This window comes from Paracoccus shanxieyensis, assembly GCF_009711265.1.
GTDB classification, from domain to species: domain Bacteria; phylum Pseudomonadota; class Alphaproteobacteria; order Rhodobacterales; family Rhodobacteraceae; genus Paracoccus; species Paracoccus shanxieyensis.
Map to the genome: position 1 here is coordinate 39,643 of NZ_WMII01000022.1, position 11,995 is coordinate 51,637.

At 62.5% G+C, this 11,995-nt stretch carries 14 protein-coding genes and 1 pseudogene; 8 read left to right on the plus strand and 7 right to left on the minus strand.

Translation table 11 applies throughout. The features are described from left to right. Genes GL284_RS17830 through GL284_RS17855 form a run of 6 tightly spaced genes read right to left on the minus strand, consistent with a single transcriptional unit; the run spans window position 1 to window position 4,660 of the window. Entirely contained in the window at window positions 1-975 is a 975-nt protein-coding gene (locus GL284_RS17830) for an ABC transporter permease (RefSeq protein WP_131389895.1), read from the minus strand. Then, window positions 968-1,900, minus strand: coding sequence for a hypothetical protein (locus GL284_RS17835; protein WP_131389897.1), 933 nt, complete (start codon window positions 1,898-1,900; stop codon window positions 968-970). The genes GL284_RS17830 and GL284_RS17835 overlap by 8 nt, the downstream gene beginning before the upstream one ends. Next, window positions 1,897-2,634 (minus strand): ABC transporter ATP-binding protein, encoded by a 738-nt coding sequence (locus tag GL284_RS17840; RefSeq protein WP_131389899.1) that lies wholly within the window; start codon window positions 2,632-2,634, stop codon window positions 1,897-1,899. Before GL284_RS17840 ends, GL284_RS17835 begins: the two co-directional genes overlap by 4 nt. Before the next feature lie 54 nt (window positions 2,635-2,688). Further along, window positions 2,689-3,438: a COG4705 family protein gene (locus GL284_RS17845; protein WP_131389901.1), complete on the minus strand. Its 750-nt coding sequence runs from the start codon at window positions 3,436-3,438 to the stop codon at window positions 2,689-2,691. A gap of 8 nt (window positions 3,439-3,446) precedes the next feature. Beyond that, window positions 3,447-4,064, minus strand: a complete 618-nt coding sequence (locus tag GL284_RS21365) for a hypothetical protein (RefSeq protein ID WP_196216804.1) — start codon at window positions 4,062-4,064, stop codon at window positions 3,447-3,449. Continuing rightward, entirely contained in the window at window positions 4,064-4,660 is a 597-nt protein-coding gene (locus tag GL284_RS17855; RefSeq protein ID WP_131389903.1) for a cytochrome b/b6 domain-containing protein, read from the minus strand. The genes GL284_RS21365 and GL284_RS17855 overlap by 1 nt, the downstream gene beginning before the upstream one ends. A gap of 253 nt (window positions 4,661-4,913) precedes the next feature. Between GL284_RS17855 and GL284_RS17860 the strand changes: the two genes are divergently transcribed. The 5 genes from GL284_RS17860 to GL284_RS17880 all read left to right on the plus strand — a co-directional run bounded on the left by GL284_RS17860 (window position 4,914) and on the right by GL284_RS17880 (window position 9,808). Then, on the plus strand, window positions 4,914-5,585 hold the full coding sequence (locus tag GL284_RS17860) for a response regulator transcription factor (RefSeq protein WP_131389905.1): 672 nt from the start codon (window positions 4,914-4,916) through the stop codon (window positions 5,583-5,585). Next, complete coding sequence (locus GL284_RS21910) at window positions 5,582-6,943, plus strand: sensor histidine kinase (RefSeq protein WP_131389907.1); 1,362 nt, start codon at window positions 5,582-5,584, stop codon at window positions 6,941-6,943. The genes GL284_RS17860 and GL284_RS21910 overlap by 4 nt, the downstream gene beginning before the upstream one ends. Window positions 6,944-7,129: 186 nt before the next feature. After that, a complete protein-coding gene (locus tag GL284_RS17870) occupies window positions 7,130-7,627 on the plus strand; it encodes a DUF2127 domain-containing protein (RefSeq protein WP_131389910.1) in 498 nt (165 codons plus the stop codon). Beyond that, a complete protein-coding gene (locus tag GL284_RS17875; protein ID WP_131389912.1) occupies window positions 7,624-8,361 on the plus strand; it encodes a phosphatase PAP2 family protein in 738 nt (245 codons plus the stop codon). The genes GL284_RS17870 and GL284_RS17875 overlap by 4 nt, the downstream gene beginning before the upstream one ends. Before the next feature lie 247 nt (window positions 8,362-8,608). Next, entirely contained in the window at window positions 8,609-9,808 is a 1,200-nt protein-coding gene (locus GL284_RS17880) for a DUF932 domain-containing protein (RefSeq protein ID WP_131389914.1), read from the plus strand. Window positions 9,809-9,849: 41 nt separating this feature from the next. On the opposite strand, the gene GL284_RS17885 is transcribed toward GL284_RS17880, so the two are convergent. Then, window positions 9,850-10,341 (minus strand): P-loop nucleotide/nucleoside kinase family protein, encoded by a 492-nt coding sequence (locus GL284_RS17885; protein ID WP_131389916.1) that lies wholly within the window; start codon window positions 10,339-10,341, stop codon window positions 9,850-9,852. A gap of 320 nt (window positions 10,342-10,661) precedes the next feature. Here GL284_RS17885 and GL284_RS17890 point away from each other — a divergent pair, with 320 nt between their 5' ends. The 3 genes and pseudogenes from GL284_RS17890 to GL284_RS21805 form a co-directional block, all read left to right on the plus strand. After that, on the plus strand, window positions 10,662-11,180 hold the full coding sequence (locus tag GL284_RS17890; protein WP_131389918.1) for a DNA repair protein RadC: 519 nt from the start codon (window positions 10,662-10,664) through the stop codon (window positions 11,178-11,180). Between the two features lie 101 nt (window positions 11,181-11,281). Next, window positions 11,282-11,773 (plus strand): DUF6878 family protein, encoded by a 492-nt coding sequence (locus tag GL284_RS17895; protein ID WP_131389920.1) that lies wholly within the window; start codon window positions 11,282-11,284, stop codon window positions 11,771-11,773. Window positions 11,774-11,783: 10 nt separating this feature from the next. Further along, window positions 11,784-11,873: pseudogene (locus GL284_RS21805) on the plus strand (DUF6915 family protein); the annotation flags it as partial. Window positions 11,874-11,995 lie beyond the last annotated feature (122 nt).

The window sequence follows — 11,995 nt, forward strand, 5'->3', positions numbered from 1 at the left end:
TTACTCCTTCGTCAGGCGGTCGGGGGAAATCGGACGCAGCAGGACAAGCCCGCCCAGCCCGAGGGTGAACAGCAGGATAAAGAGCGCGTCGCCGCGTTTTTCGGACAGGACGGCAGCTAAAGGTGTGCCGGTGTAGGTGTCCTTGATCCCGAGGACGGCAAAGCTGAACCGCTCGAAATGCTTGGTGACCGAGGCGACCTCGATCCCGTTGCGAAGGGCCTCATATCCCGCATATCCCGCCTTGATCCGGTCCTGCTCGGCCTTCGGCACCGACAGTTGCGCGAAGACCCCACCTGCAACCTGGTTGTCGGGGTCGAGCGTGTCGCCAATCTGCGGTGCGATCAGCACGATCAGCAGCCAGATCGCGAAGCCGAAGAGCAGTCCGTTGGCAGGTTGGCGTGCCCAGAGGCAAAGCCCGAACGACAACGTGTAGAACGCCGCCACATAAATCGACGCAAGAGCCCATGTGATCGCGAGGCGTGCCAGATCGTCGCCCGACAGGCCAACCCCCGCAAGGACTGCCAGCAGGAGCGTGGCCACGACAAACACCGCCAACAGAGACAGCGCAGCGAGATAGATCCCACCCAGAAGCTTGGCGGCCAGAAACTGCCAATGCCGCAGGGGTCGCGTCAGGATCAGAGCCAGCGTCTGACGCCCCCGTTCGACGGCGGCGGCGCGGTACCCTGCCAAAAGGGCGATCACCGCACCCATGATTTCGATTTGCTCGATTGCACCGCGCAAGAGCTTCAGGGGATAGAACTCCGGTGCAGCGATGGCGCTGGCGGGTTTACCGAGCGCAAGCAACTGATCGCGCGCGGCGGCATAGGTGGCGACATCCGATGCCAGCGCGATTGCGCCTGAGACGATAGAGACTGCGACGGCCAAGACCAAAGACGCGGTCACGGTTTGCAAGAACCGGTCGCGGGTGGCATCGACGCCGTCTTTCAGGGCGATGGTCAGGATCGGGCTACGCATCGAAGTCGATTTTCGTCAAGTCGATCCGCGAGAGCCCGCGCAGGGCAAAGGCCAGGGCCACGGCCCATGCCATGAATAGCGCCGGCAGCGGCGGGACGGTGCCGCGCGAGAGGATCCCATCCGGCAGAAAGCGCAAGAGATCGGCGGCGAGGAACTTGTAGCTTTCGGCTACGGAGAGCGGCCCGAACAGGCTGCCCATGACGTGGAAAAAGGCGGTATCTGGGGCCGCCGCCAAGGCAGAGACAGGGTTGATCGCGGCGGTCGGATGGATGTTTCCGGTGAGCGCCGGCAGGATGAAGGTGACCGCCAGCCAGACTGAGACCGGGGTCAGCACGCCGGCGGGTTCGCTGCGCGCGGTGGCTGTTGCGCCAAGGGCGACCAGCCCGAACAGCATGACGAATCCCCAAGACAGGACAAAGAACAGTGTCAGTCGCAGCCAGTCTGCGCTGGTGACCACAAGACCGGGCAGGATCAGGAACGTCATCACGCTGACCGCCGCCGCCAGCGCGACAAGCGCGGCCATCGCCAAGGCCAGACTGACCAGCCGTGACGCGGCATAGGTCCAGGTATCTAGCGGGCGCGAGCCGATCAGTGGCAGCACGCCGGCACGGCGGTCGGTCGCCACGAGCCGGAACCCGGTCACGCTGGCTGCCAGCGCTCCGATCAGGCTGACATAGATCGACAGGTTGCGCAGCAGCGCAAGTGGTGATGTCTCCATGACCGGATTGGGCGGCACCGGTTGACCGCTTGCGGCTAGAAACTTCGCTGCGTCGGCGTAGATGGCATTGACGGTTGTTGTTGCGGACCAGCCAAGCCAAGCCGAAATCAGCACCAGAATGACAAAGAGTGCTGCCATCAGAGTGACGGTTCGGTCCCGCGCCAGACCCCACAAGGCCTGTCCGATCAGTGGGCGAAAAGTGGTCATGCGGCCCGCCCGGCTTCAGGCAGCACCGACAGATACAGCGCCTCAAGCGCCTGCTCGTCGCCGTAAAGGTTGTTGACAGTGTCGATGCGGTCCTGAAACACCAGCCGCCCATGACTGAGAATGCCGATTGAGGTGCAGGTGCGGGCCACCTCTCCCAGAAGATGGGTGTTCATGAAAATGGTCATGCCATCCGCATTCAGCCGCTCGATCACGCGGCGCAGCAGCTTGACGCCCATCGGATCAAGGCCGGACGTCGGTTCGTCCAGAAACAGAACCGCGGGGCGGTGCAGGATGGCCTGCGCGAGGCCAACCCGCTGACGCATCCCCTTGGAGAACTCGCCAACGCGCCGAGCGGCCAAATCGGCGATTCCGAGGAAATCGAGTGTCTCGGCCACACGATCGGCGGGATTGTCCACCGCCGAAAGGTGGGCAAAGAACAGAAGGTTCTCGTGGGTGGTGAAGGTGTCGTAAAGCCGCACGTTTTCAGGGACATAGCCTATGCTGCGCCGTACCGCCATCCCATCGGACAGAATGTCGTGTCCGGCGACGCTGGCCCGCCCGGTCGTGGGCCGTGCCAGCGTTGTCAAAAGCTGGATCGTCGTGGTCTTGCCGGCGCCATTATGGCCGAGGAAACCGAATACCTCGCCTTTTGCAACCGTCATGGTCAGCGGGTGCAGGGCCACCATTGCGCCGTAGCTTCGGCCGAGGCCGGTCGTCGAGATTGCGTCTGTCATGGCTTTCTCACACTGTCGGGTGCCCCCCACCTAAAGGCGGAGGGCTGGGTTCTGTCACGCCGCGCGCGGCACGGGGCGCAGCGTCAGATAGACGACGGTCAGAGCGATGACGGTCAGGAAGCCCAGGCTGGTGGGGATCGTGCCGAAGCCCATTCCCCCGTATTCCTTGGGCTGCGACAGGAGATCGCCGAAGGACGCGCCAAGCGGGCGGGTAAAGATGTAGCAGAGCCAGAAGGCCCAGAGCCCGTCGAGCTTCAGCGCGAAGTAGCCGAACGACAGCGAGGCGATGATCAATCCGAACAGGATGCCGGTTGCCAGATAGCCCATGGCGAATTTTTCGGCCACGAGGTCACCCGCCGCTGTCCCAAGCGCAAAGGTGAACAGAATTGCCAGCCAGTAGAAGCTCTCGCGCCTTGCGGTGAACACCTCATGGATCGACAAGGTGCGTTCCGACAGGAACCAGAGAGCAAAGGTCGCTGCAAGCGCGGCAGAGAACACCCAGAACGTCGTGATCAGCTGCACGCCGAAGTTGTCCACCAGGTTGTCGGTGATCAGCGTGCCCACAATGGAAATCAGCACCACTGCGGCCCAGTAGACATGCGGCACATAGCGGCGCTGGCCGAATTGCCAGATCAGGGCCGCGATCAGGACACCGGACATCAGCAGCGTCGTGGCCGTCAGGCCCAATCCGAGGTTGACCGCCAGATAGTCGGCAGCGGTTTCGCCCATGGTCACGGCCATCAGCTTGATCAACCAGAAGGACGGCGTGACTTCAGGTACGCGATTTGTGAGTTGAGGTTGCATGGCGGACCTTATGACTTGAGAAGAGCAAGCGCCTGTGCCGTGAAGGCGTTGGCGCGGGTGTCATCATCGGCGTTGCAGCGTTCCAGGGCGCGGGCCTGAAGGTCTGCCACTTCCGGCGTGGCAGTATGGCCGCCAAGTGCGGTGGACAGATCGGTCAGCATCGCCTCGCAGGGGAGCGCGTGTCCGGTGTCGTCCGTCACGGCGATCCCGTTCACCATATGTGCCCCGGTGACGGCGGCGGCCACGGGGCCTGCGAGCGTCTCTTGCAGCGCCGCGAGGGTATCGGTCACCTCGACCGGGCTTGGTGTCCCCTTTCGCAGGGCCGACAAGGCATCGTCGATAGCTGTATCCACAACGCCCCAGGCGTTCGCATCGGCGGCGCGCAGCCTTGGCTCGGCCTCGTCCCAGGCGGTTTCAAGATCGGTGATCCGGGTTTGCGCGGCGACCAGATCGCCGGTCGCGGCGATGGTCTGGGTGTCGGTCACGATCATGGCAAACGGCGCCAGATCGCCAAGACCCGCGCTGGCGCTCTGGCTGGCAGGTGCGGGCAGCAGCCACATCTCGACGGCGGCAAAGCCTGCGACCGGCACCGCGATCAGCGCCACGGAAAGCAATAGATTTCGCATCAGTTCAACTCCTTGCGGGGACCGAATGACCACATCTGGCCCAGGGACGTGTCTTTGCGGACATGATTGAAGAGACCCATCAGCGCATGGCCGATCAGATAGGCCCAGACGAGATTGCCGCAGAGGACATGCAGTTCGATGGCAGTCTCGGTCAGCGATGCAGGCCCCTGCCACCACAGAAGGCCGCTGGCCGCCATCGCGGTCATCAGCAGCAGCCCCGCGCCATGCACGGCGCTGGCCAGCCCTGTATCGGCCTGATGAGTTGGTGCGCGCAGATGGACAAGCGCCCCAAGATGCGCCTTGAGATCGGCCCACAGCGCGGCCAGCCGGGCCGGCGAGCCCCAGGGCAACAGCGCCCTCAGGCTTGTCCCGGTGCGACGGGTCATCGCGTTCAGCCAGAACAGCACGAGGACGACGAGACTGATGGCACCGCCATATTCGTGCAGGATCATCGGCGCGCCAAGGACGGGCGCGTCGTCCGGCGGCACCATGAGCAGGCTCAAGCCAAGCTGCCAAACGATGGCAAGCGCGGTCGCGGCATGCAGCACGCGCGTCATTCGGCTGTGGATACGGAAAGGATCGGTCGTGATGGACATGGGAGCCTGCGGGAAAGGAGTGGCGGCGGATAGCCCGTCGATTGGCCTGTCCTAGCTCCGTGATTCCCGTCAGTTCTTGTGACGATCTTACAGTTTTGTAAGAACCGCGATCGGCGCCGGGGTTTCTTGGAGCAAATCCTACAAAATTGTAAGATCAGGGAAACACCGCCTTCCCGGCTTGTCGCGGAACCGTTCCGGGGCGATGATTGCGAAAAGGAAAAAGGCCGCAACGCCACTTCCGGAAGGTCGCCGGGTGAAGATACTGGTTGCAGAGGACGATGCAGAGATCGGCGACTACATCCGCAAGGGTCTGGTCGCCGAGGGCCATTCCGTCGATCACCTGACTGACGGACGCGAGGCACTGACACAGGCAACGCTGCAACCTTACGATCTGTTCCTCTTCGACCGGATGCTGCCGGGCCTCGACGGTCTGTCGTTGCTGAAATCCCTGCGGGCCGCGCAGGTGGCGACGCCTGCAATCCTGCTGACATCAATGGGAGCGGTTGATGACCGGGTCGCGGGCCTGAGGGCCGGGGCCGACGACTATATCGTCAAGCCCTTCGCCTTTGCCGAGTTGCTGGCGCGGATCGACACCATCGCCCGCCGCCCCGGCCTACGGGCTGAGGTGACCGAATTGCGCCAAGGCGATCTGCACCTCGATCTGCTGACGCGAGAGGCTCACCGGGCGGGCGTCGCTATCGATCTGCAGCCCCGCGAGTTCTTGTTGCTGAAGCATTTCATGGAGCGGCCGGGACGGGTGCAGACACGCACGATCCTGCTTGAAGCTGTCTGGGGTCTGCATTTCGACCCAAAGACCAGTGTGGTCGAAACTCATGTCAGCCGATTGCGCGCCAAGATCGACAAGCCGTTCGACAAGGCCTACCTCACCACCCTGCACGGGGTGGGCTATGTGTTTCAGCCGTGACCACGCCGCGCCGCCTGTCCTGGTCGATGCGCTTTGCCTTGATGATCTCGGGCGTGTTCGCCGGGGCAGCCGTTCTGGCCGGGGCCGTCGCCTATGTACTCTTGTCGGGCGAATTGACGGGCCGCCTGCGCCACGACGTGGAAAGCATGGCTGGCAATCTGGCCTACACACTGCAGAACGGCGGTCCTCAAGACCTGCTGGAACAGATCGACGCGCTTTCCGCCAATGCACGGGACGGGTCCGCCGTGGCCGCCTACATCGATCCTCAAGGCTTGCAGATCGCTGGCAACTTCAGTCCGGACCATCCCTTTTCCGGGCACCGCGCCCTGCGTGTCGGTCGCGACATGACCTTGGCCGTGTCGCCAACTGGCGTCGTGCCAACCGACTACTTTGCCTTTGGGCTTCAGTCACCCCAAGGATGGATCATCACCGGTCGCGACGCCGAATGGGTCGCGGAGAACACCGAGGTTCTGCTGCAGGGGACGGCCTGGGGCCTTGGCGTAGCACTGATCCTGTCAATCATGCTGGCGATCTTCATCGCGCGGCGAAACGAAACGCGGATAGATCGTTTCGAGGAAGTGCTCACGGCGGTTGGAGCCGGAGCGCATCACCTGCGGGTGGTCGACAAAGGCCACGACGACATCGGGCGGCTGGCAAGCCGAGTGAACGAGACGCTGGCACACCTGGAGGCTGGAATTGCCACTATCCGGCAAGTCTCGACCGACGTGGCGCATGACCTGCGTGCTCCTCTTGCCCGACTTCGGATGCGGCTGGAGCCACATGTCCTGACAGACCAGACCCCGGATGACCTGCGCGACGATCTGGGCCGGGCGCTGGAGGATCTGGATGCCCTGTCGGCGACGTTTGACGCGATCTTGCGCCTCTCACGGATGCAGGCAGGCCTTGTGCCGTTCCGGGCAGAAGCCTTTGACCTCGCGACGCTGTGCCGTGAGCTGACCGATATGCTTGCACCATCGGCAGAAGATGTAGGGCACCGCTTGACCGCCGGTATCCCACCGACCGCGATCGTGCACGGTGACGATGATCTGATTGCCCAAGCCATCCTGAACCTGACGGACAACGCGATGCGTCACTGCACGGTCCCCGCGAACATCCAGCTTTCCGTTACGGCGGTGCCGGATGGGTGGCGGGTGTCGGTCACCGATACGGGACCGGGCATCCCGGAGGCAGACCGCAAGCGTGCCACGGAACGGTTTGTCCGGCTCGACGCGTCGCGGAACACTCCGGGCGCAGGTCTTGGTCTAAGCCTCGTAACGGCGATTCTGCGCTTGCATGGTTCGGAGTTGCATCTTTCCGACAATTCGCCGGGCCTGCGGGCAGAGTTTGACTTGAGCTGAACTTGGCCGGTGGAGGGTTCAACTTGTTGCCGACCGATGTATCGAGGAGCTTTCAGATGGTCTGGTCGACAGTATTCCCACAAAGTTCGGCGATCATTGGTTGCTCCACCTTGCTGTACGAAATCGCGAAATTATCGTGGCTGAGGAAACCTCGGGTTATGCGACTGATGTAGGCGGAGGCAAATAATGCGGATCGCCGAAGACGATATCCGGCGTGTCTTTCGGGTGAGCCTCTGGCTGAAGGGCTTGCACAGCCTGGCCGAAGTCTTCGGCGGCCTTGCCTTGGTTTTTCTGAGCCATGAATTGATCGTCAAGTTCGCCACGGCCCTTACCCGCGCTGAACTCATGGAGGACCCGCGAGACCTTGTCGCAAACACTCTTCGCAAGGCCGCCGAAGGCTTCACCGCTGATGCTCAGTCCTTCGCGGCCTGGTACCTCTTCAGCCATGGCCTGATCAAGCTGGTGCTGGTCGTGGCAGTGCTCACGAACCGGGTTTGGGCCTATCCGGCCTTCATTGCTGCCATGATCGGTTTCATCGCGTATCAGGTCTATAGGATGACTTTCGACATAACCTTCGTTCTGGTGACGATCACAATGCTTGACCTGATCGTCCTCGTTCTCGCCTGGCATGAGTACCGCTTCATTCGACGGTCGAAAGCGCTCCAGCAGGAAGGACACCAATGAGCAGTTCCAATGACACCGGGCACCGACGCGCACTGGAGTTCCTCAAGGCAACGGGCATCGACAAGGCAGTGGCAGCGGTTGTAGCTGTCGGCTCTCTTCTCCTCTTCGGATTCATCAAAATCGCAGATGAGGTCGTTGAGGGAGAAACGCGCACGTTTGACGAAGCAATCCTGATGGCCCTTCGTACACCCGGCGACATCACTCAGCCCATCGGTCCGCCCTGGTTGCATGAGATGGTCCGCGACTTCACCGCTCTGGGAAGCACAGGAGTGCTGGCAGTCATCACTTTTGGGGTTGCGAGTTGGCTCTTGTTCTCCAAGAGGGCCAAAACGGCAGGACTGGTGGTCGCCTCCGTGGTTGGGGGCGTTGCCTTCTCGAACCTGCTGAAGTGGAGCTTCGCCCGACCGCGACCGGACCTTGTCCCTCATTCCGTTGCGGTCTTCACCAACAGCTTTCCCAGTGGCCATGCAATGATGTCGGCCGTTGTTTACCTGACGCTCGGCATTCTGATAGCCCGGACGCAGCAGACATTGGCGCTGAAGATCTACGTTTTGGCGCTCGCAGTGTTTCTCACGGCACTTGTCGGCATGAGCCGTGTCTATCTTGGAGTGCACTGGCCGAGTGATGTTCTGGCAGGCTGGGCTGTGGGCGCGTGCTGGGCGCTCTTTTGCTCGTTCATCCTGTCGGGCCTTCAAGAAACTGGAAAGGTCGAGCCAGAATCCAAAGCTGGATGACACTGTGACTGTGCCCGGGGTGCCATCGTTGATGCAGACCAATTGCGCAAACCCGTCGGCATTCAGAAGACATGGGGCCTCTGTCCCCTCCCCTCCACCGAGCGTCCACTTTTGCGGCAACAACTAGACAGGCCCAGCATCGGCCTCCCGCCCTTCGCTTCCCGTAAAGCAAGAGGAGTGCCGGTTTCCCGGTGACGGGTCGAGGGTTGGGAGAGTGGCTCCCGGCGCCCGTCGCGGGAGATAGCCGATGGGTGTTGTGGAAGTTCTGGATCCGGTCGCACCGGTGAGGGCGGGTGGCTGGAAAGTGGATGTCAGCCGGGGTGAACGGAACGGGAGGGTGTCGTCCGAATGGTTCAACCGGCCCGATGACGAGCGGTATTTGTCGCTCGACGATCTCTGGGCCAATGTGAAAGGTCGGTCCGAGCGCAGCCGCAGCCGTGTGGTGCAGACCGCCGACATCCGCGTCGAGGCCGCGCGCGACAACCCCGAGCGGCTGCACCTCATGCTGCCGAAGGCGCATAAACCGGTCGCGCCCACGCACTGGGCGTTTGGCCAGCTTGCGAGCATCGTCGGCGCCCCGGCGTCCTACCTGCGGCAGTTGCCTGCGCCTTTGGCTGGGATCAATCTTCAGTACGGCCTGACCAACCACCGCGCTGAGCAGGTGAAAACCTTGGAGACGGAAGATGGTCGCACGGAACTGCGCGCGGTCACCGGTCCGGACTATGGCCGCATCCATGACCATGAACTCGTCGAGGCGGTGCAGCGCATCGCGGGCAATGGCACCGGCGACACGCGCTGGAAGGTGCCGGGTGTGCTCGACTGGTCGACCGGGGTCTACAACCCCGATGTCGAGATCAGCCGCGACACGACCACGCTCTACGCCTCGGACCGCGACGTCTTCCTGTTCTTGGTCGATGATCACAATCCGATCGAGGCGGGCCGTCTGCCCGACGGCTCACCCGATCTCTACTTCCGGGGCTTCTACTGCTGGAACTCCGAGGTGGGGGCGAAGACCCTCGGCATGGCGAGCTTCTACCTGCGGGCCGTGTGCCAGAACCGCAACCTCTGGGGCGTCGAGGATTTTCAGGAAATCAAGATCCGCCACTCGAAATACGCGGCCTCGCGCTTTGCCCATGAGGCTGCCCCTGCGCTGACGCGGTTTGCCAATTCCTCGCCGCAGGGCTTTGTGAACGGCATCAAGGCGGCACGGCAGCAGATTGTGGCGCGGACGGATGAGGACCGGGAAGACTTCCTACGCAAGCGCGGTTTCTCGAAGGCGGAATCCGGCAAGATCATCGAGAAGGTGTTGATGGAAGAGGGCCGCCCGCCCGAGAGCATCTTCGACTTCGTGCAGGGCATCACGCGGCTTGCGCGCGACAAGACCCAGCAGGATGCCCGTCTCGACATGGAAGGGCGTGCCAAGAAGCTCCTCGACCGGGTCGGGTAAACAAGAGGAGATGGGACGCCACTTTGGCGTCCCATTCGAGGCTAATTGCCGTGTTTCACGATATTGAAGCCTTCGCTCGGTCCTGGGACTTCAAAGTACTTTGTGAACTGATGAAATTGATCATCAGTCACCACAAACGGGTGCTCGCCGGTCGCATTCCGTTCGCGCAGCCTTCTCAGGCAGACCTCGTCTGATACATCCAAGACATGTAGCTGGTGAGAAGCGGAGCTCGCACTGACAAGCGTGCGCATCCAGTTGCGTTGCGTCACTGTGTTCGCGGCAAAATCTAGCACCACCGAAAGACCATTGTTTAGGAGCGATACCACGTGCGGGCCCATGACTCTGCGTAAGCTGGACGAACAACGCACATAGTCTGAGAGCGAAGACATTTCATTTGGGAAAAGCGCATTCAGCCACTCGTCCTCGGCGATGACGATTGTGCCTTGCGTGCGAGAAAGTCGGGACGCGAGAGTGGATTTTCCAGAAGCTATTTTCCCGCACATTATGTGCAGAGTTGGGGATGCATTTGACATTGATGGTAACCTTGTTGGATGCGTAAGACGCATGCGAGTTATAGAAACCGACCACCCGGCCCGACTGTCAGGCCGGGAACGTAATTCGCTTGTTCAGCCAAGCGGTCGGTATCTGAAGCAAGATTTCCATGTTGAGCATGTGCCATAAGCCCAACGCGGTGTCCATGTCGTTATGAGCACCCAATATAGGTTGGTGCTCCTTACCTGAAATGCTTGCCCAGCCGGTCTGCCCGTCGCCCCTTCGAGGAAGAGGGCGGCGGTTTGGTCTTTGGCGGTTTGAGGCGGGGAGAGAGGCTTCCCGCGCCGTCGGAGATCTTCCCATGTTCGATTTGCCCCTGCCGATCCAGCCGACCGCCTCCGCGCGGGGCGTCCCGCCGCATTTCCCCTCGGACGACGCTGACCCCAGTCATCCCTTCGCCCTGACCCTGTCGCGGCGCGCACCGGCTGATCTCATGTCGGGCCGCGCGGCTCCGCTCGTCCTCTTCCGTTTCGCGACGCTAGCCGAGGCCGTGCAGGGCGCGATCGACCATGCCGAGGGCATCGCCCCGGATGCCCCGCCCCAGCTTCTCGCGATCCTTGACCGCGACGAGCGCCTTGTTCTGGCCGGGGCAGCTAGCGACCACGCCGTCGCTTGGTGTCACCCGGTGATGAGCGCGGCCGAAGCGCGGGGCGTCGTGACCGAGGCAAGCCAGCTGCGTGCGCACGCGGACCGCGCGGTTCTCTGGGGTGAGCCCGATCTGGCGGTTCGGCAGCGCCACCGCGCCGATCTCCTGGACGGGCGTCTCGTCGACCCGCTCTGGCGCGCATTTGCCGCCTGGGCGCTGCAGGTCGCTGCGTGAGGCCCGAGAGACAGAGAGGGGCAGGGGGGATTTGGAGCTTGTCCGGGGGAGAGAGATCGCTCGGCCCCGCTCCGATCCCTTCCCTCTACCGGAGACACCCGATGAATCTGACAGAACCCTCCCTCGCGCCCCCGATGGGGCCCTCGACCGTCGACATGGCGCAGATCTTCGCGGCCCATGCCGAGCGTGCCTCTCGGATCGAAGCACTGCGCCCCGGCAACAAGGACCGCCTGTTCGACGGCCTCATGGCCGCAGGCATCACCCATGTCACCGTGACCTTCGACGGTGCCGGGGACAGCGGCCAGATCGAAAGCATCGGCGCATGGTCCGGCGAGACAGCCATCGAGTTCCCTGCGACTGAGATCGAATACGCCGCGCTGACCTGGGACGACCCCGAGGTCGAGATGCGCAACCTGTCACTGGAGGATGTGGTCGAGCAGTTGGCCTACGACTTTCTCAGCGACACCCATGGCGGTTGGGAGAACAACGACGGCGCCTGGGGCGAGTTCTGCTTCGACGCCGCGGCGCGCTGCATCCATCTCGAGTTCAACGAGCGCTTCACCTCGTCCGAACTCACCACCCATGATTTCTGAGGTGGCTTCGATGGCACATCCCTACCACCACGCCCTCTCCTCGGTGAAGAAATGGGGCGGCGCGGTCGACGATTTCATGGCGGTGCATGCCTGGTTAGATGTTATCTGGACTGGCAAGCGTTTTCTTGGCGCGTAGGGTAGCGATAGTCCATAGGAGGGGCCCCGCCGTCCGCACTGCGCGGATCAAAGCGCTGGCGGTGCGGACGGCGGGGAGGTCCCTGT

Coding starts and splice junctions, on each gene's coding strand:
- GL284_RS17830 (WP_131389895.1), bottom strand. CDS start 975: ATGCGTAGCCCGATCCTGACCATCGCCCTGAAAGACGGCGTCGATGCC.
- GL284_RS17840 (WP_131389899.1), bottom strand. CDS start 2,634: ATGACAGACGCAATCTCGACGACCGGCCTCGGCCGAAGCTACGGCGCA.
- GL284_RS21365 (WP_196216804.1), bottom strand. CDS start 4,064: ATGCGAAATCTATTGCTTTCCGTGGCGCTGATCGCGGTGCCGGTCGCA.
- GL284_RS17885 (WP_131389916.1), bottom strand. CDS start 10,341: ATGTCAAATGCATCCCCAACTCTGCACATAATGTGCGGGAAAATAGCT.
- GL284_RS17875 (WP_131389912.1), top strand. CDS start 7,624: ATGAGCAGTTCCAATGACACCGGGCACCGACGCGCACTGGAGTTCCTC.
- GL284_RS17845 (WP_131389901.1), bottom strand. CDS start 3,438: ATGCAACCTCAACTCACAAATCGCGTACCTGAAGTCACGCCGTCCTTC.
- GL284_RS17855 (WP_131389903.1), bottom strand. CDS start 4,660: ATGTCCATCACGACCGATCCTTTCCGTATCCACAGCCGAATGACGCGC.
- GL284_RS17890 (WP_131389918.1), top strand. CDS start 10,662: ATGTTCGATTTGCCCCTGCCGATCCAGCCGACCGCCTCCGCGCGGGGC.
- GL284_RS17895 (WP_131389920.1), top strand. CDS start 11,282: ATGAATCTGACAGAACCCTCCCTCGCGCCCCCGATGGGGCCCTCGACC.
- GL284_RS17835 (WP_131389897.1), bottom strand. CDS start 1,900: ATGACCACTTTTCGCCCACTGATCGGACAGGCCTTGTGGGGTCTGGCG.
- GL284_RS17870 (WP_131389910.1), top strand. CDS start 7,130: ATGCGGATCGCCGAAGACGATATCCGGCGTGTCTTTCGGGTGAGCCTC.
- GL284_RS17880 (WP_131389914.1), top strand. CDS start 8,609: ATGGGTGTTGTGGAAGTTCTGGATCCGGTCGCACCGGTGAGGGCGGGT.